The sequence below is a fragment of the Paenibacillus phytohabitans genome (genome assembly GCF_013141775.1).
Lineage (GTDB): Bacteria > Bacillota > Bacilli > Paenibacillales > Paenibacillaceae > Paenibacillus_AQ > Paenibacillus_AQ phytohabitans.
On sequence record NZ_WHOB01000003.1, the window covers coordinates 15,123 to 34,641 of the forward strand.

The 19,519-nt window shown below is 51.3% G+C and carries 18 protein-coding genes; 2 read left to right on the forward strand and 16 right to left on the reverse strand.

The annotated features are described in order from the left end of the window. Positions 1–21 precede the first annotated feature (21 nt). The 10 genes from GC101_RS00055 to GC101_RS00100 form a co-directional block, all read right to left on the reverse strand. The gene (locus GC101_RS00055) at positions 22–930 is read right to left on the reverse strand and encodes a carbohydrate ABC transporter permease (RefSeq protein WP_425497127.1); all 909 of its coding nucleotides are present in this window, start codon (positions 928–930) and stop codon (positions 22–24) included. A gap of 40 nt (positions 931–970) precedes the next feature. Next, positions 971–1,897: an ABC transporter permease gene (locus GC101_RS00060; RefSeq protein ID WP_171715626.1), complete on the reverse strand. Its 927-nt coding sequence runs from the start codon at positions 1,895–1,897 to the stop codon at positions 971–973. 187 nt (positions 1,898–2,084) lie between these two features. Next, complete coding sequence (locus GC101_RS00065; RefSeq protein ID WP_042135340.1) at positions 2,085–3,644, reverse strand: response regulator; 1,560 nt, start codon at positions 3,642–3,644, stop codon at positions 2,085–2,087. 64 nt (positions 3,645–3,708) lie between these two features. After that, positions 3,709–5,430, reverse strand: coding sequence for a sensor histidine kinase (locus GC101_RS00070; protein WP_042135338.1), 1,722 nt, complete (start codon positions 5,428–5,430; stop codon positions 3,709–3,711). 346 nt (positions 5,431–5,776) lie between these two features. Continuing rightward, positions 5,777–8,155 (reverse strand): beta-galactosidase GalA, encoded by a 2,379-nt coding sequence (gene galA, locus GC101_RS00075; RefSeq protein ID WP_171715627.1) that lies wholly within the window; start codon positions 8,153–8,155, stop codon positions 5,777–5,779. 186 nt (positions 8,156–8,341) lie between these two features. Then, positions 8,342–9,346: a CapA family protein gene (locus GC101_RS00080; protein WP_171715639.1), complete on the reverse strand. Its 1,005-nt coding sequence runs from the start codon at positions 9,344–9,346 to the stop codon at positions 8,342–8,344. A gap of 58 nt (positions 9,347–9,404) precedes the next feature. Next, on the reverse strand, positions 9,405–9,872 hold the full coding sequence (locus GC101_RS00085; protein WP_171715628.1) for a YfbM family protein: 468 nt from the start codon (positions 9,870–9,872) through the stop codon (positions 9,405–9,407). Positions 9,873–9,972: 100 nt separating this feature from the next. Beyond that, a complete protein-coding gene (locus tag GC101_RS00090) occupies positions 9,973–10,632 on the reverse strand; it encodes a class I SAM-dependent methyltransferase (protein WP_039307858.1) in 660 nt (219 codons plus the stop codon). A 177-nt stretch (positions 10,633–10,809) separates the two neighbouring features. Continuing rightward, positions 10,810–11,832 carry an SDR family oxidoreductase gene (locus GC101_RS00095; RefSeq protein ID WP_171715629.1) on the reverse strand — a complete coding sequence of 341 codons (1,023 nt, stop codon included), beginning with the start codon at positions 11,830–11,832 and terminating at the stop codon, positions 10,810–10,812. 29 nt (positions 11,833–11,861) lie between these two features. Then, complete coding sequence (locus tag GC101_RS00100) at positions 11,862–12,800, reverse strand: aldo/keto reductase family protein (protein WP_171715630.1); 939 nt, start codon at positions 12,798–12,800, stop codon at positions 11,862–11,864. Positions 12,801–12,969: 169 nt separating this feature from the next. Here GC101_RS00100 and GC101_RS00105 point away from each other — a divergent pair, with 169 nt between their 5' ends. Next, entirely contained in the window at positions 12,970–13,314 is a 345-nt protein-coding gene (locus GC101_RS00105) for a winged helix-turn-helix transcriptional regulator (protein ID WP_171715631.1), read from the forward strand. 13 nt (positions 13,315–13,327) lie between these two features. Here the strand turns inward: GC101_RS00105 and GC101_RS00110 are convergent, their stop codons facing one another. From GC101_RS00110 to GC101_RS00125, 4 genes are all read right to left on the reverse strand, one after another. Continuing rightward, positions 13,328–14,455, reverse strand: a complete 1,128-nt coding sequence (locus tag GC101_RS00110; protein WP_171715632.1) for a response regulator — start codon at positions 14,453–14,455, stop codon at positions 13,328–13,330. Between the two features lie 364 nt (positions 14,456–14,819). Next, positions 14,820–16,532: a phosphoenolpyruvate--protein phosphotransferase gene (gene ptsP, locus GC101_RS00115; protein WP_171715633.1), complete on the reverse strand. Its 1,713-nt coding sequence runs from the start codon at positions 16,530–16,532 to the stop codon at positions 14,820–14,822. Continuing rightward, complete coding sequence (locus GC101_RS00120; protein ID WP_039307843.1) at positions 16,525–16,800, reverse strand: HPr family phosphocarrier protein; 276 nt, start codon at positions 16,798–16,800, stop codon at positions 16,525–16,527. The genes ptsP and GC101_RS00120 overlap by 8 nt, the downstream gene beginning before the upstream one ends. Before the next feature lie 169 nt (positions 16,801–16,969). After that, on the reverse strand, positions 16,970–17,569 hold the full coding sequence (locus GC101_RS00125; RefSeq protein WP_171715634.1) for a TetR/AcrR family transcriptional regulator: 600 nt from the start codon (positions 17,567–17,569) through the stop codon (positions 16,970–16,972). Positions 17,570–17,687: 118 nt separating this feature from the next. On the opposite strand from GC101_RS00125, the gene GC101_RS00130 reads away from it, so the two are divergent. Next, a complete protein-coding gene (locus GC101_RS00130; protein ID WP_171715635.1) occupies positions 17,688–18,236 on the forward strand; it encodes a hypothetical protein in 549 nt (182 codons plus the stop codon). 39 nt (positions 18,237–18,275) lie between these two features. Here GC101_RS00130 and GC101_RS00135 read toward each other — a convergent pair whose 3' ends face one another. Next, a complete protein-coding gene (locus tag GC101_RS00135; protein WP_171715636.1) occupies positions 18,276–18,881 on the reverse strand; it encodes a DUF1349 domain-containing protein in 606 nt (201 codons plus the stop codon). Between the two features lie 245 nt (positions 18,882–19,126). After that, positions 19,127–19,519: calcium-binding protein (locus GC101_RS00140; RefSeq protein ID WP_216626403.1), on the reverse strand; the 393-nt coding region annotated here is incomplete at its 5' end.

Below are 19,519 nucleotides of genomic sequence, written 5' to 3' on the forward strand. Positions count from 1 at the left end.
GATAACCAGGTTGCCCTGTGATCATCCTTTGACTGCACCAATTGTAAGTCCGGTTACAAAATATTTCTGGATGAACGGATAAGCAAGCAGGATCGGTCCTGTAGCCACAATGGTCATGGCCATCTTCAGACTCTCCGTAGGCAGATCCGTATTTACAACTGCGCCGGAGGCCATCATCGCCTTGCGCATGCCATCCATATTGCCGAGCATTTTGTAGAGATAATACTGCAGCGGCATCAGCTCTGATTTGGAGATGAACAAGAGTGCGTTGTACCAGTCATTCCAGTAAGCCAGAGCAATGAACAGGCCGATGGTAGCCAGGGCAGGCTTGGACAAAGGCACAATCAGCTGCATGAAAATCCGGAAATCTCCTGCGCCGTCAATCTTGGCGGATTCTGTAATGGCATCCGGGATGCTGCTCATGAACGATTTCATGACGATAATGTAGAACACATTCATCAGCAAAGGCAGGATCAGCACCAGCAATGTATCTTTAAGATGCAGATAGTTGACAATCATCAGGTACCAAGGGACCAGACCGCCGCTGAACAGTGTCGTGAAGAAGAAGAAGAAGGAGAAGCGGCCGCGCCATTTGAAATCTCTCCGGGACAGCACATAGGCTGTCATCGAAGTCAGGAACAAGCCGAACAATGTACCAATGGCGGTTACGGATATGGTTATGCCGTAAGCTCTGAGCATTTCCTCCGGATACTTGAACAGCAGGCTGTAGGCCTCTGTCGAGAACGCGGACGGGAAGATCTGGAACCCTTTTTCGATAATCGTGCTCTCCTCACTCAAAGAGGAGGACACGACCAGAATGAAGGGGAAGATACAGAATATAGCGAGCACAGTAAGCGTCACGTAGCCGATAATGGCCAGTATCATCTTGTCTTTATTGCCGCGCTTCCGGATAACCTCCGGAGTTTTCATGTTTGCAGTAGTTGAACTCATTTCGGTTGACCTCCTTTTCCTAGAATAGAGCACGATCCTTATCGTATTTACGTACGGCATAGTTAGCCAGCATGATGGTAACGAAACCAAGCAGGGACTGATAGAAGCCGGCCGCAGCGGACATTCCGATCTCATTGGAAGTGGTCAGTGAGCGGAACACGAAGGTGTCGATGACATCGGTTGACGAGAACAGCAGGCCGTTGTTGCCGACCATATTGTAGAACATCCCGAAATCGCCGCGGAAGACGTTACCGATCGCCAGCAGCACCAGAATGATCACAGTAGGCATCAGGTTCGGAACCGTAATCTTCATAATCCGCTGGAAAATATTCGCCCCGTCAATCTCAGCCGCTTCATACATCTCGGTATCAATGCTGGTGATCGCCGCCAGATACATGATTGTACCATAGCCCAGCGTCTTCCACGCGGATACGACCACCAGGATTACCGGCCAGTAGGAAGCGGTATTATAGATGTCCACCGGCTGCATGCCGAGTCCTTTGAGCAATACGTTAATGGTACCAACATCGAAGTTGAACAGGTTGTAGGCAATAGCGCCAACCACAACCCAGGAAATGAAGTAAGGCAGGAACAATACCGTTTGGGTAATTTTCCGGAACCATTTGCCGGCAACCTCGAACAGCAGGATAGCTGCAAAGATCTGAACCACGTTGTTCACAACGATAAAAGCAATATTGTACAACGCCGTGTTTCGTGTTACGCGCCAGGCGTCACCGGAATTGAAGAAGAATTTGAAGTTATCCCATCCGTTCCATGGGCTGCCGAAGACCCCGCCGGTGTAGTCGTATTGCTTAAACGCCAGTATAATGCCTGACATGGGTATATAAGCAAAGAGCAGGAAGAACAATACCGCCGGTACAAGCATGAGGAGCAAGGATCTGTACTTCTTCACATCATCCCAGAATCCATGTTGTTTCTGTTTCATCTTGAATCCCCTTTCCATCAATCCCTTTTCTCTATAGCTTTATTATAAAGAAGCGCTTTCCTGGTGTGGATTAGGCCTAGCAACTAAAAGTAATACTTTTTCAACGATCGGTTAATATATACCATTCCCCAAAAACAAAAAAACGTTGCCCCCGGTTGTGAAAACCGGACTGGCAACGTTTGGCAGGCTATATTTTCTGTTTCTTGCGGTACTCTCCCGGCGTCATGCCTGTGATCTGCTTAAACTGCCGGTTGAAATAGATAATGTTCTTGTAGCCCATACGCTCGGCAATCTCATAGATTTTGAGTGTCGGATCGCCCAGCAGCTCGAAGACCCGGCCCGTCTTGCGCTCATTCACGAATTCACTGAAAGGAAGCCCGTACTCTTCCTTGAACAGATAACCCAGATAGTTCGGTGTGAAGTCGAAATGGGCGGCTACCTCCTTCAGGGTAATCTTCTTCTCCAGATTCTCCTCCACATAGTTCATAATCTCATCGATCAGCTTACGCTTCTGCCGCTGCCGCTTCACGTACAGCAGCTCCGACAGCTCGAAGAATCTGCGCCGCATCCAGGACAGGATATCGTGAATCGTCTCGAACTGGAACAGAATATCCGGCTGATGCGACTCCCACTGCAGCAGCTCATACAGATTCTCGTTCTGCTGCTGCAGATCCGCATGCAGCTTGGAGGTGATGCGGATAATCAGCTCATAGACATCCTTCTTGCCTGCACTCGTGAACAGCTCCAGCAGCTGGTCGTCGATGGCCACCAGATCATATTGAATGATTGCCTCCAGCAGCTTCACCACAGTCTGTTCCATCCGGGCTCCCGGCGTCCCGCGCGGCGAAGATTCCATGTTATCACGGATCAGCCGGTTCTTCCCGAGCAGCCACTTCGCGCTGAGGGCGGCCTGTGCCTGCTGGTAGGATTCGTGGAGTCCCGCTTCGTCCTGGGCATAACGTCCGACACCAACGGTTAGCGTACAGGGTGAAGACTCTGCCATCTTGCGGATTAGCTCGTCCAGCAGGTTCATGAAGCTGTCCTGCGGGAGGCTGCAGAGAATGACAAACCGGTGATGATGAACAGGAATCAGCGTGCCAAGCTTCCCGTCCTCCACGAAGGATTTGATCAACCCGGCCATTTGCCGCGTCTTCACGCGTGCATCCTCCTCGGACAGATCACGCATTTTCCATTCCAGATCATCGATCTCGACAAATGCAGCCGCCGCCCCTTTCACCAAAAGCGGGGTAAGGGCACTGCGCAGATGCGGCTCAGCGGGTTCAGGCGAAGGTTCTTCGAACCAGCGCAGGATAAGCTCCTTGTTCACAAGGGACAAGGCTTCGCTGAAGGAACGGTTCTGCTCCCTCTCCTGCTCCATAGCTGCGCACAAGGAGTCCAGCATTTCGTACAAATCCTTATCTTCAACAGGCTTCAGCAAGTAGCCGGAGGCATTGATCTCAATAGCCTCCTTCGCATAGCTGAAATCCTCATGGCCGCTGATGAAGACGATTTTGACCTTGGGATGGATGACCTTAGCCCTGCGTGCAAATTCCGTTCCGGTCATAATGGGCATCCGTATGTCTGACAGGATAATATCGACCCGTTCCTGCTCCATGATCTTAAGCGCGTTAAAGCCGCTGTTCGCCGTTCCTACTACTGCAATATCGAGCGGGCTTGCCAGCACCCTGCGCCGCAGCCACTCCAGATCGACAGCTTCATCGTCTACCAGCAATACATTGATACTCATCGCAATCATTTCCTCCTGTGTTTGTACAAGGGTGCTCTGGCACGTAACCGGTCAGCGAAATTCCTCACAGGTCCTCGTGATCCTGAACCCCGGCAGGGAGAAGCAGCTGGACAGTTGTCCCTCCTCCGTAGAAGCTGGCAATCGTCACACCGTAGGCGTCACCGTATCTGAGCTTGATCCGCTCATTGACGTTCTTCACCCCGTAACCGCCGGACTGTCCCTTGCCCTGCATCATTTTCTTAACGACCTCCGGACGCATGCCGATTCCATTGTCGATAATCTTCAGCTCAATACTATTACCGACCCTCCGGCCTGTCAGACGGATGGCAATGGACTCGCCAAACCAGGCATGCTTGAATATATTCTCCACAAAAGGCTGCAGCAGCAGCTTAATGACCTGCATCTGCATAATCTCCTCGTCCACATCAACATACAGAGTGAAGGCATCCGCATATTTGACCCGCTGGATTTCCAGATAAGTCGCCACCTGCTCCAGCTCCTTCTCCAGTTCAATGTACACATTGCCCTGGTTCAGCGTCAGCCGGTAGAAACGTGACAGGCCCTGGACCATCTCCGTGACCTTGCCGATTTCGCCCAGATTGGCCAGACTGCTTATCGTCGAGAGTGTATTATAGAGGAAATGCGGATTAATCTGCGCCTGCAACGCCTCCAGCTCCGCCTGCTTCTTCTGAATCCCCTGCACATATACACTGTTGATCAGCCCCTGAATATTGGCGGCCATATCATTGAAGGAGTCCGCAATCTGCACAAATTCATCATTGCCGGAGAATCGGATCCGCTTCTGGAAGTTCCCTTCCTGGAAGGAACGGACCAACCCTACGATCCGGCTCATCTTGCGCCCGGAAATACGCGCCACCACATAACCGATCAGGGTCATGACCAGGAAGCTGAGCGAGCAGGCTGCAATAATGACTTTGCGCAGACGGCCGGCATCCTGGGTCAGATACTTTTGCGGGACGAGCGCCTCAATAACGAAATTACTTCCCGGGATCTGCTCATGCAGACTGAGGAAGTTCTGCCGGCCATCGTCATAATTGGCGGTTCCGCGCTGGAACAGAATCGAACCTGTCGTCTGTTCGACCAGCCGCAGGGTAATCCCCTCTTCCACAGGGAAGGTATCGAAGCCGCCGAACAGATCCTCCAGGGAGACTGTAATGCGTACATAGCCGATCACCGTTTTGTAATCACTGAAGTTGACCAGCCTGCGGACATGGGAGAGATTACCCAGCTTCTGGTCGGTATCAATCTGCAGCCATAGATTATCGCGCTTCGAATCCTTAAGCGACAGGTACCATTCGCTGTCCGTAATATCCTCAAAGGGCAGAATATAATAATCGCTGTCATAGATCGGCTCATCCAGATTATCGCCCGATACAATATTAAGATCACTGTTCGGGGTATAGAGCATGAAGCGGATCTTGTTCCCGAACAGCTGCAGCGGTGCGGTGATCTGGGGAACAATCTCATCGATCATAGTCAGATAGATCTCAAACGGTGTCCCCTTCTGCTCAAGCGCACGCTGAAACGGCTGGCTGCCGAACAGGTTGTCCGACATCCGCTGAATTTCATCCATCTGATAGCGGATATTGTTCCTTGCCTGCTCCATTCCCGTCTTGATGTTGGACTCAGCCATTTCTGTTCTCGAATCAGTCAGCATGGAATAAGAAATGTAGCCGATGAACACATCGGTCAGCAGGACCAGCAGCAGGTAGGGAATCATCATTTTATAAGTGAAGGGCATGTATTTCTTCAGTTTAGGCATCATTCGCGGGACATCCTCTGCATGGAATTCGTTATTTATATATAAAATGCACCTAAGAAATTACGTAAGGCTCAGTCGTCACTGCGGTGAATATTTGGACTTCCGGCCGCTGTTGTCTCCAGATTTCTCAAATTATACCGCTGTTCGCGGTGGAAATCCGGTGACTACTGATGCTTCCGAAGCGAGCTTTCCTGGGGAAAGCTTTCAGGCGGTCGCTACCGCTCCTACAGTTCCAAAATTCCCCTTCGTTCCTTCTCGCTTTGTTATCTTCATTGGTTCATCTTATATATTATCGTTCCACCCGCCGGAAATAAATAGCCGCTCCACAAGTTCACTCCGCGCCTTATGATTATTCCGCAGTCACCTGCAGCACCACTTCCGCAGAGGCCAGTCCCATGGACACCGCCCGCACCTGAATGGAACCGGCTTCCGCTGAAGCCTGAATCAAGGCCAGGCACCAGCCGTTAAAAGCACGCCGCAGCGGAGACTTGTCCGGCTCATGGCTGCTTGGATTGCCGTTGCCGACGCCGAGCAGCCCTCCGGCTCCCGACACTTCAAACCGGATCTCGTTGTCGGCCGCAGGAACGACATACCCCTGCTTGTCCAGGACAGCCACGCGGACCGGGATCGTATCACAGCCATCCGCCCGGCCCTCCAGCCGGTCAGGGAACAACGCGATCTGGTACGGCTGGCCTGCTGTGACTACAGCCTTCTCGGCAATGGCCAGGCCGCCTCGTTTGCCGGTAGCTTTTAACTCACCCGGCTCATAGATGACCTCCCACGATAAATACCCGGTTCTGTCTGCCTGCTGTTCGCCCAGACTTCTGCCGTTCAGACTCAGCTCCACCGTCTCGGTGTTGGAGAATACGCGCACCTCAACCGGCTTCCCCTCCGAGCCCGGCCAATTCCAGTGCGGCAGCACATGAACCATCGGCTCGTCCTTCCACACCGCCTGCATATAGTAATAGCTGTCTTTGGGGAACCCGCAGGTGTCCATCAGCCCGAAATGCGAGTTAATGCACGGCCAGAGATAAGGGGTTGGCTCCCCCCGATAATCGAATCCGGTCCACATGAAGACGCCGGTCAGAAAACGGTGATTCACCAGATCGCTCCACGCCTGCTGCGGAGTGCAGCCCCAGGAAGGAATGTTCGTGCCGTATTCGGAGCAGTAGCCCTTGACCGGATCATCTTCATAAATCCCCCGGGTTGCGGTGTAACTGGCACATTCACTGCCGATCATCAGCCGCTCCGGATATAGCCCGTGGTCACGGATGTCGATATTATGGGTGTCCCGGTGTCCGTAATTATAGCCTGTAATCTCTACCACATCGTTATAGCCATTCTCGTTCCAGCCATGGTTCATCGCCGCAGAGGTCGGGCGGGTCGGATCGATCCGGCGGGTCCGATCCGCGAGTGTCTTCAGTATCCGGGTACCTGTCACGGTACCTTCAAGTACCTCCTCATTCTCCAGGTTCCAGATGATTACTGAGGGATGATTCCGGTCTCTGAGGAGCATCCGCTCCAGCTGGCTCAGTCCATTCGGACTGCTGTCGAGCTTGCGGTTCTCATCCATCACCAGCATGCCAATCCGGTCGCAGATATCCAGCAGCTCGGGGGTTGGAGGATGGTGGGCACTGCGGTAGGCGTTGGAGCCCATCTCCTGCAGCAGTCTAAGCTTGTATTCGATCAGGCTGTCCGGCAGCGCTACGCCGACCCCGGCGAAATCCTGATGGTTGCATGTTCCTTTGATGAGCAGCGGTTCTCCGTTCAGGAAGAAGCCTTCCTCCGCATCGAAGCGGATGCTGCGGATGCCGAACACGGTCTCATACCGATCGAGCTCTTTCCCTTCATATATAACAGTTGATTCCGCCTTATATAAATACGGCGATTCCGTGCCCCAGAGCATGGGCTGCTTCACCTCAAAGCTCTGCTCAATCTCCGTCTCAGCATGCCAGTCCGCAAAGGCATCCGCCGAATGCGCGCAGATCTGCATTCCAGCAGCATCATAAATTACCGTGCGCAGGGATACCGGCAGGCCCTCCGTATAATCATTGCGGAGGCGTGTGCGGATGTTGACTACGGCCTGCTCTTGGGCCACTTCCGGTGTCGTTATATAGGTTCCGTACTCGGCTACATGCAGGCGGTCCGTATTCTCCAGCCAGACATGACGGTAAATGCCGCAGCCCTCATACCACCAGCCTTCACATTCGGTAGCATCTACTTTGACCAGAATGACATTACTGCCCTCCCCGCCATAGCGGAGAACATCCGACAGATCGTAACTGAACCCTATATATCCGCCATGATGCGAGCCGATCAGATGCCCGTTAACCCATACTGTGCTGGTGCCCGATACTCCGTCAAAGCGTACCGTCCATTTACTGCCTGCAGCGTCTGCCGGAAGCTCGAAGGTTTTGCGGTAGAAGCCTGTACCGCCCGGCAGATAACCATGGCTGCCATCCCTTGCGCCAAGCATCTCATCCGGAACATACTGCTGCTCCACACACCAGTCATGCGGCAGGCTGAGTGCGGTCCATTCCAGCTGCTGCTCACCCATTCCTTTATCATTAAAAGCGATATCCAGCCACTCCCCCTCCCGGAGAGCACCCGTATCTGTAATACCGCCTGTCATTCCACCCTTGACTGCATAAGGAATCTGGAGCTCCCCTTTATAAAAACCCCAGCTCTCATCAAACTTGACTTTGCTTCTAACGGTTCCCGTTCTCACTTCTGCAAAAACCTCCTTGATGAACTAATATTCATATTGTAGAGTAGAATAGCTTTACGCCGTTAGTACAATGCTAATAATGAATAGCACAAAATGAATATGACTTGGCTCCAATGCAAATAGCCCGGAGAAGAAGAGTCTGCTTCTCCGGGCTATTGAAGTATATCCTCAGCGCTCCCTGTTGCTTCAGAGCTTCTCGCTGACCGCTCCGCCCGCTGTGATCTTCGCATTGAAGGAGAGCTCATTCAGCAGTTTGTAGGTCTCTTTGTTATAGGCTTCACCCATGAAATTGGGCTGCCCGCCAATGATTTTGACCGGAGTAATACTGCTTGTCACCCCGGAATTGCTGATCGTGAAGTTGACCAGCATCGAATGCAGCGTCTTGTCCCCGCCCCGTGTAGAGCGGTTGAACACGAAATTGCCCAGCGAATAGTAGATCGGCTTATGCTTGTAATATTCGATCCCCATCAGACAATGGCTGTGCGCTCCGAGGATAATATCGGCCCCGCTGTCGATCATCTGTTTTGCCAGAGTCCGGGCATACTGTTCAGGGTAGTCCTTGAACTCCTGATTCCAGTGAATATAGACAATGGTATAATCGTTGTCCTTGGCTGATTGCTTAATCGCACTCAGCAGAGGCTCCGCTGTATAGGCGGAAGCCGCACCCGGACTGTTCTTGCCTGCATACCAGGAAGGGTCAGACAATACCCGGCTTACGCCCAGCATGGCGATCCGCTTGCCTTTGACCGTCTTGGTGTAAGGTTTAAAAGCCTCTTGTATATTCGCGCCTGCCCCGGTGTGTCCGATCTTATTTCTGTCCAGATGGATCAGCGTGTCGAGCATGGCGGTTTGTCCATAATCCAGAATATGATTATTCGCCAGCGATACTCCGTCAATTCCGGCGTAGCTCAGTCCGGCCAATGCAGCCGGCTTGGAGCGGAAGGCAAACATTTTCTCTGCGGCGTCTCCCCGTACCGAGACCGGTGTCTCCAGATTGGCAAAAGCCAGATCGGCCTTCTTCAGCACTGGCGCCACTTTGACGAACGGGAAATTGACCCCGTATTTGGCAATCTGCTCGCCGACAAAACCGTCCAGCAGAATATCTCCGGCAAAAGCAAGCTGAATCTTGTCCTGCGGAGCAGCCCCTTCGGCACTGAGACCCGCAGCCGGTACTACTAGGAGCAGAATCATAATTATAATGGCGTATCTGCGCAAGTTGTCTGGCTCCTTTTCCACAAATTCAATTGGGTTATGAGATATAGAATACTACATACGCTTGATCCGCGCTTGCGGTCCGGTAGAACTCCTTCATAGCCGTGAAATACGTATACATATAGTCAAAAAACTCTTCCGGTTCATCATCATCCACCAGCGGATAAACCCCTTCGTCCAGCATCTGCCGGAATTGATATCGTTCCCGCAAATACGCCTCTTCTATTCCATCCAGGGCAGCAGCGGTTTCTTTCACCTGTTCCGGCTCCAGCACAAATACCTCGGCATCGGAATAGTGGCCGGCATAATGCTGGCCATTCATTGGCACAACCGCCCCAAGTGCTGAACCTTCCTCCGTGCCCCCGCCGCTTAGTGTATAATGCAGCGCCTGCCAGGCCTTATCGATATCCAGCTTCGGTTCGATTCCGTGCAGACTGATCTCTTCATCCCGGATGGCCTGAAGCAGTTCCGCAGTTACAGTGATGTAGTTACCAATCATCCCCATGAAGTTGTCTCCTTCTCTCTTCCGTCTTGAGCCTATTCTACTATACCGGAAGGAAACAACCAAATGATGGGGATTATACCTCTACCGTTCTATGCTGGTACTAACCCTGCGCCTTCTTGAGCACCGCCCGGAAGCAGTTCAGGCCGCCCCACTGATCGGTATGCACCGCATCTGCCGGAAGATTGAAATCTGTCTCGCCCCAATACTGAAATCCGGCCTGGAGCAGAATCTCATTCATCCGCGGCAGGTTCACGGTCGGATAATCAAAGGTCAGCACGAGCAGACCTTCTCCATTAAGAGTCCTGTGAAATTCCCGCACCGCAAGCACCGAATCCTGCACGGACAGATGCTCCAGTACCGAGATGCAAAAAATCGTATCGAAGCTCTCATCCTCATACGGCAGTGCGGTCAGATCCGCCTGGGTCAGATGCAGCCGGTTCGTTCTTCTGGCCTGCACCTGCTGGGCTGCCAATTCTCCGATATCATCGGCAATATCCTGCATAATCGCTTCCCGTGACAGAATCCGGGCATCAATATCACAGGCGAAGACCTCTGCGCTATAGCCGGCAAGGTAGAATTTAAGCGGGTGGGATATTCCGCAGGCAGCATCCAGCACCACATCATGCGGTGAAATAAAGTTGGTGCACCATTCGTATTCATAGGGACGGCTCCACCAGGATTCCGGCAAATCATAAATCAGCTTCTCACGGCGTGCATCGGTATTCACAAAAAAACGGGAGACATATGGATGTGTCGGCATGACCAGGACTCCTTTTATGAGGGGATTTCGGTAGTGAGAGTATATTCACGAATCCGTATTTCATGCTATACCCGGAATAACGGACCCGCCGCTCCTGCACAAAAAAACAGGCACCCTCCCTTTAAGGACGGCACCTGTTTCTACTATTAAATCATAGCTGATACTATTCTTCCCTCATTAAACGTAATACGTGATCAGCTTCGCATCCACTCCATGCCTAGCAATCAGTCCGTCCAGCATCTTGGACCAATCCTGATCCACCGTGCAACATTCAGGATGAGCTTCGAACCAGGCGACCGAGCGCTTCACCCCTCCGGCGAAGGGGACCGTTGCTTCGAAATCAGGAACAAGGCGTTTGATCTTGCTGTTGTCGAACACGCTGCTCACTGCCTGATCCCCAATCAGCCCGTCCGCCGTCCCCGGCGGTGTGTTCGCGGCGATGAAGTCGGTAGAGATATGCACAACCTTCGGTTCTCTGCCTGCGGCCTCGCCGATAGCAGCATAGATCTGATTCCAGTTCAGCACTTCGTCAGAAGTAATATGAATCGCTTCCCCGATCGCCTCCGGGTGACCCAGCAGCCCGACGAACCCTTTGGCAAAATCGGAATTATGTGTCAGCGTCCATAGGGAGGTGCCGTCGCCGTGAATAACAAGCGGCTGGCCTTTGCGGATGCGTTCCACCAGCGACCATGGATTACTCCAGCTGGTCAGTGCCGCCGGAATGGCCGTGTCTCCATACGTATGGGATGGACGGACAATCGTAACCGGGAAGCCGCTGTTCTGATACGCCTCCAGCAGCAGCTGTTCAGAGGCAATCTTATCCCTGGAGTACTGCCAGTACGGATTCACCAGCGGCGTTTCCTCAGTAATGAGATAATTACGCTGCGGCTTCTGATAAGCGGAGGCGGAGCTGATATAGATGTACTGCTTTGTTTTTCCGGTAAATAAGGCAATATCCGTCTGTACATGCTCCGGTGTGAAGGCTATCCAGTCCACCACCACATCGAATTCGTAATCCTTCAGCGCCTCGGCAGACTTCTCCTTATCGCGGATATCCCCCTGGATCACCCGCGCACCTTGCGGCACGAAGCTGCTCCGCTCTCCACGGTTGAACAGATAAAGTTCTATTCCCCGTTCCACTGCCAGCCGGGATACGGCCTGGCTGATGAGTCCTGTACCTCCGATAAATAGAACCTTCATCCTGCATCCTTCCTCTCTTAGCCGGTAATTTAGCCGATAATTTCTTCAATCCGTGTTAATACATCCCCGGTGAGCTCAATACCCGAAGCCTTCACATTCTCTTCCACCTGCTCCGGACGGCTGGCGCCAACCAGGGCACTGGCTACATTAGGCTGACGCAGAATCCAGGCCAGCGCCAGATTACCTACAGAAATATCCAGCTCAGCGGCAATCGTGCCCAGCTCCTGAACCTTGGCGATTCTTTCCTCCGTGATTCCTTTACGCATCCAGTCAAGCTTAGCGGCCCGGCTATCCTCTGGAATATCGGAGACCGAGCTGTATTTGCCGGTCAGCAGCCCCTGGGCCAGCGGCGAGAATACGACTTGTCCGATCCCCTTGCGCAGGCCCAGCGGAATAATCTCTTTCTCGATATAACGTTCGAACATATTGTAGATCGGCTGGTTGACCACGATATGATCCAGCAGATACCGGTCGGCAACCGCAAGGGCCTCGGCCATCTGCGCCGCCGTCCATTCACTTACGCCTACATAGAGCACCTTGCCCTGCCGGACCAGATCATCCAGCGCCCGCAGCGTCTCTTCAATGGGCGTTTCCGGATCATACCGGTGGCAATACAGCAGATCCACATATTCAGCACCCAGCCGTTTCAGGCTGGCATGACATTGCTCGGTAATATGCTTACGGGACAGGCCGCGGTCATTGGGACCGTCACCCATTACACCGTATACTTTGGTCGCCAGCACATAGGATTCGCGCGGATAGCTGCTCAAGGTAGCACCCAGCACTTTTTCCGCTGCTCCTTTTTCATACACATTAGCCGTATCAAAAAAATTAATGCCTTGGGAGTAAGCGGTTTCAATGGCTCTAACGGCATTGTCCTGTTCTACATATCCTCCGTAGGTCAACCAGCTTCCCAGGCTGATCTCACTGACTTTAAGTCCGGTTCCACCTAATCTGCGGTATTTCATGAATCCCTTGCTCCTCTCTGAATCCGGCCCTGTTAACCGGTTGCTCCATACACATGTTCATTCTAGAACAGATTGTATATAATAGAAAGAAGTGAAAAATAGTTTATTATATGTCATCCAGTATAGTTGCTATACTCTGGTATAGTGCCATGGAACAGGAGGAAATCCCTTGAAAGCAGCCAATTCTGCCAGTAATTATATTCCTAAGAACCCCATATCTATTGAATGCAACATAGAAAAAACATTGGAGGTACTAGCCGGAAAATGGGCTTTCCTGGTACTGAGAGAGCTGCAGGGCGGCACGAAACGCTTCGGTGAGCTGCAGCGCAATATCGAAGGCATCAGCCCGCGTGCGCTGACCAGCACCCTGAGACACCTCGAAGAGCATGGAGTACTTGAACGCTGCGTCTACCCGACCGTTCCGGTTACTGTGGAATATACACTGACCCCCAAAGGTGCGGATCTGCATCAGATTCTCCACGAAATGAAGCTATGGTCCGCCAAATGGACCTGAGTCCTGCCAGTATTCACTGTCTATAGAGCATTTCGCTGTACAGCTGCCTTACCGATTCTTTCGGCTCAAGCCCCAGCTCATAGTTTAGCAGTTCCTTCATCGCATGATAATGCCGGATCAGGCTGATCCGGTCTTTTTGGCGGAAATAAATCCCCATCAGCAGCTCATGCGCCTCTTCATCAAGCGGTGATTTATCCAGCAGGAGATGAACCCGGTTCGTAGCCTCCTCCAGCCGTCCCTCCGCGATAAAGTAACTGCACAGCCTCTTCGACAGCATCACGTAGAATCCGAGCATCTCCGCTCTCTTCGAGCTGCTCCATAAATAATCGTCATCCGCAAACAGCTCACCTTGATACAGCTCCAGAATATATTCATATCTGGGCACCTTAAGCGGGGTCAAGGGAGGATTCGACCTGGCAAAATCCTCAAACTCCCATAAATCCCCGGCAGCACCGGCAATCTCCATCCGGTAGCTCCCGCCCTTGAAATGAATTTCCACATGAATTCCCGCTTTTTTGAGTGCCGTCTTCATTTTGTAGATTGTGGTATGCAGATTGGAGTGAGCCTGCACGTCACTGCACTCCGGCCATAGCGCCTGAATAATCTGGCCTTTGGGAACGTAAGCCGGCCCTTTCAGAAACAGGAAGGACATCAGTTCCTTGGACTTATAGGTTCTCCATTTGACCGTATCCTCCCGGCTGCCCGCATTCAGCACATCGAACCCCCCGAAGCTGACAATCCTTGCCTGATTAAGCGGCATCATCTGTTCTCCGTACAGCCGCCGTTTCTTCTGATAGCGTGTTACTGCCCGGTCAAGCTGCACAGGTGTCGGAGGTTTAAGCAAATAATCCAGGGCTTCAATCCGGAAGGCTTCCACGGCATACGAATCATGTGCAGTCACAAAAACAACCTCCAGATCCCTGAAGCTCTCCAGCAGTATTCCTGCGAGATCCACACCGTTCATCAGCGGCATCTCCATATCCAGGAACACAATATCCGGCTGCAGCCCGCGTATTTGCTCCAGTGCCTCCTTAGGCCTTTGAAATGCCCCGACAACCTCTACCCGACCATCCTTTTGCAGCAGGTAACGGAGCACATCCAGTGCCGGTTTTTCATCATCGATAATTACCGCTCTTATCATCCTAATCCTCCAGTGTGCTTCACGAATGCGGATAGCCCAATGAAATGAGCTGCGATGTCTGGCAGACAGCTAAGAAATCCTAGAAAAAGGGTGCCCTCAGCAAACGGCACTTAGAGGACACCCGGTTAATGAACAGCCAATCTATGTGATGTATTTCATTGCAAAAATAGATATTTCGTGATTTAAAAACATTTTATCATGCGCAAATAAGGCTGTAAATCATTGATTTCATCTCCTGTCTGAACAGAAAAAAACCGGCACTCTACTAAGAGAATACCGGCAACAATGAACTGGAAAAAGTGGATTCAAAACGAACAGCATCAGCAGGGAAAATACTTAATACTTAAAACTTAAAACTTAAAACTTAATAATTAATAGCCTGCACCAGTGCAGCGACTTCTTCAGCAGTGCCCAGCTGCAGCGCCTTGGCAGCCAGCTCCTTCATCTCCGCCGCGGACAGCTTGGCAATCTGGCTGCGTGCCGGCAGGATGGAGGTTGCACTCATACTGAATTCATCGAGGCCCAGACCCAGCAGCAGCGGAATAGCTGTGACATCTCCGGCCATTTCGCCGCACATGCCCGTCCATTTGCCCTCTGCATGAGCAGCATCAATTACATTCTTGATCAGACGCAGGATGGCCGGATTATAAGGCTGATACAGGTAGGATACCCGTTCATTCATCCGGTCAGCAGCCATAGTATATTGAATCAGATCGTTCGTACCAATACTGAAGAAATCCACTTCCTTCGCGAACTGGTCAGCGAGTACCGCAGTAGAAGGAATCTCGACCATGATACCCAGCTGAATCTGATCCGATACTTCTTTGCCTTCTTCATGCAGCTTAGCCTTCTCTTCCAGCAGCAGATCACGGGCTGCACGGAATTCACCCAGAGTGGCAATCATCGGGAACATGATGCGCAGATCGCCATGCACACTGGCTCTCAGCAAAGCACGCAGCTGGGTACGGAAAATATCCTGGCGGTCCAGACAGAGCCGGATCGCGCGGAACCCAAGGAACGGATTCATTTCCTTCGGAAGCTCCAGGTATGGCAGCTCCTTGTCGCCGCCGATATCCAGTGTACGGACGACAACCGGCTTGCCTTGCATATTCTCAAGCACGGTACGGTAGGCATTATACTGAATCTCTTCGGAAGGCAGCTTGTCGCGGCCCATGTAGAGGAACTCTGTGCGGTACAGGCCAACGCCTTCACCGCCATTGTCTATTACGCCTGCAACATCATTCGGCGTACCGATATTGGCTGCCAGCTCTACATGCTTGCCGTCTGCGGATACCGTAGGCTCTTCGCGCAGCTTTTTCCATTCAGCGATCTGCAGGTCGTACTCCTTCTGCTTGGCTATGTACAAGGCTACTTCAGCTTCGCCGGGATTCACCAGCACGTCCCCGCTTAACCCGTCTACAATGATAAGGTCTCCGGCTTTCACCTCAGACATTACATGCTTGGTGCCAACGACTGCCGGTATTTCCAGGGAGCGGGCCATAATTGCCGAGTGTGAGGTACGTCCGCCGATATTGGTAGTGAAGCCTTTTACATATTTACGGTTAAGCTGTGCTGTATCTGAAGGCGTCAGATCCTCAGCAATTACAATAACCTCTTCGCTGATTTCTGCCGGGCTGACATAGGAAATTCCCAGCAGATGGTTCAGCACACGTTTGGTTACATCACGCATGTCGGCAGCACGTTCCTGCAGATAGGTGCTTTTCATATTCTCGAACATTTCGATGAACTGGTTGGCGACCTCCTGCAGCGCATAATCCGCGTTTACAGCTTCCTCACGGATTTTGTCCATCACCGGGCTGATCAGCTCCGGATCTTCAAGAATCAGCAGATGGGATTCGAAAATCTCTGCTTTCTTCTCTCCCAGCTCTGCCAGTGTACGCGCCTTAATCCGCGCCAGTTCACCCTTCGAAATCTCTAGGGCGCTCTCCAGCTTGACAATCTCAAGCTCCACATCGCTTATGGAGGTCTTCGTGATGGTGTAGTCCGGATGCTTCAGGATAAACGCTTTAGCAACAGCAATACCTGCGGAAGCCGCGATGCCTGAAATCTTAATCATTGAGCTCGCCCAAGCCCTCTTTGATCATTACATCCTGAAGTGCGCCAAGGGCTTCTGCTTCCTGTCCGCCTTCAGTGATCAGGGTCAGAGTGTCGCCGCTTTCCAGTCCGAGTGACAATACACCGAGAATGGATTTCAAAGTAACTTTCTTACCCTTTGCTTCAGCAAAGGCTTCAGTGTCCTTAAACTTGGTAGCTGTATTGACCAGCGCCGTGGCCGGACGCGCGTGAATTCCGTCTTCGTCGATAATTCTGAATGTTGTTTGCATGCTTCTCTCCAACTCTCTTTATAGTTTTTGGTTTCAGCTATTACTGCAGAATAAACAAGAAAAGGCAAAACCACACCTTTGATAAGGTAGCGGTTTTGCCTGATTTAACAGTAACAACCCGAAAAAATATACACTACTTTTTATAACATAACTCTAGCAATATAGCAAATTACTGAGGCTTCGCGCTGCTGCAGATTGAATCCAGATGAACGTTCAGCACCCGGATCATCCGCTGTGAATTCAGCCGTTCAGGCTCCAGCATGGCGTGCAGGGCCAGTCCGTCGACCACGGCATACAGCCGCTCAGCTTCACTGTCCTTATCCAGCTCCTGCCGAAGCAGCTCATGCTGGTCCAGATAATCGATCAGCTGGATGATAAGGGGATAGATGGCGTCATGATGCTCATCGTTATGTTCCCCGGCGGACTTGAGATGGAAGATAAACGCAAACCATACCTCCATTTCCGCCATGCTGCCGTCATCCGTAGGAAGCAGCTCCAGCAGCACCCTGGCAACCTGTTCCCTGGGTGGAAGGTCTGTCTGCATGATGTCCACGATCCGTGCAGTGACCCGTTCCTTCACCAGATTCATAGCAAACACCAGCAATTCATGCTGGGTGGAGAAATAATGGCGCAGCGCTCCCAGAGACACACCCGCCTCAGCAGCAATATTACGCACAGTTGCCCCTTTGATTCCCTGATGAATAATGACACGCCAGGTTGCTTCTGCAATATTCGATTTCCGCTCTGAATGATCTACTATTTTTGGCATGCCCATATTGTAGCATAAGCAGAATACGAAACACAATTTAAATAATACGGTTGTATTGTTTAAATTTCGCTGCTATACTTCCGTTATTACCACAAATAATCCTGACAAGAGGTGCTTTATGAATCTGGTAGCGTGGGCAATTGTTACGTGCGAAGTGTTATTCTGGGTGGTCATTCTTGCCGGTTTCACGGCACGATATATTTTCAAGCGCAACACGCTGGGCCTGATACTCCTGGCGCTGACTCCGGTGCTGGATATTATTCTGTTAGTCATCTCTGGTGTGGATCTGGCCGGGGGAGCTTCCGCTACGACAGCGCATGCGCTTGCAGCTGTGTATATCTCAGTATCCATCGTGTTCGGCAAAAGCATGATCGCCTGGGCCGACGAACGCTTCCGCTACTATGTCACCAAGCAAGGGGCGCAGCCGGTCAAACGGTACGGTATGGAGCACGCCCGGCATTATTTCAAGGGCTGGGTGAAGCATCTGCTCTCTTTTGCGCTCGCCGCAGGCATTCTATATGGACTCATCGTCTGGATTGACGATCCCGCCCGCACGGAAGCGCTGTTAAGCATCCTTACGGTATGGTCGGTTGTAGTCGGCATTGACTTGATCATCACCGTTACCTATTTCATCTGGCCCAGACAGATAAAGGGCAGCGCACGCTAAAACATTTTCCATACCTTCGTTACAGCCTATTCACGGCTGTTATTCACCCGCTCTTATATTTTTGACCGTCCGGTTCTCCAGTGTGAAATTCCGGTAGATTCGCTCTCCGCCTTCGCCTGTAGGGGCTTGTGCCAATAGTCCAACCTTGATCGTTTCTCCCACCGGTAGGTTAAAGAAGCGCATCATATCAAACCTTACACCATCTGTCGAATAATGAAAGGCGAAGGCATTCCCGGATCTGGCGGCCTGCAGCCATACCTCATTGCCGTCAATATTACAGCCATTCGCATCATCCGAGGTCTGGTTCGTTACCACACTGACCACAGCGTGGGTATCGAAATCTGTCAGCTCAAAGCAGGCTTTGGCCCAGACCGTCAGGTCCTGCATCACCATAATGGAAGAGGAATCGTAGGTATCCCGGAAGTCATGACTAACCTTCACCCGCAGCACGAAATCACCGGACACTTCTGTATAGAAGAAAGGCGCATTGGTCAGACTCTCAGGGGTAAGTCCTTCTTCGGCTATAGCACCGTTGTTGCAGAAAAAGTCGCTGTTAGCAGTGGCTTCTAATATAATAGCATCATCCTCAAACCTGATGTTCCCCTCATTCATCCACCTGTACGCCGCGAAATCTGTCTTTGTCATTCAATAATCCTCCCATTTTTGGATAATTCTTATTTATTGCAAACGCATTCTTTTACTATAGCAAAAATGGTAATTCATCTCAAAACTATATTTCGGCAGTATGAAAAGGTCAGCCATGATCGTATTGGATCATGGCTGACCTATAGTCTTTATACAATGCATTATAAATCAATTTACAATTAGGACCTGCTCCGTTCAAAATTTCATTTTGAACGGAGTAGAAAACTGTTAATTCAAAAGATGATTTATATTTTCGTCCAAGATTCCGTTAATACTGGAAGCTCAGTATATCTTTTTTCACTTGCAAATTGCGACGTATCCATATCGGAAGTGGCCGAGAACGTTGACATCGCTTGTATAAGTTGTTCAGTTTGAGCCGAAATTGCCGCTTGACTAGCTGCTTCCACATTGTATGAATTATTTTTTAAAAGGCTAGCATTCTTTGCAGCAGCTTGCGTAATAACATTGGACTCAAGCTGGGTTTGGGTCCAATACGTTCCATCTGCGAACGTAACACGTTCCACTTTGTAATATGAACTCGTAAAATAGGAGTTCACCCGGATCTTTTCTCCTGTCTCTTTGATCCGAATCATCAGGTCCATGTTATCCTGCATCACATCCACTTCCTCTGGACCAAC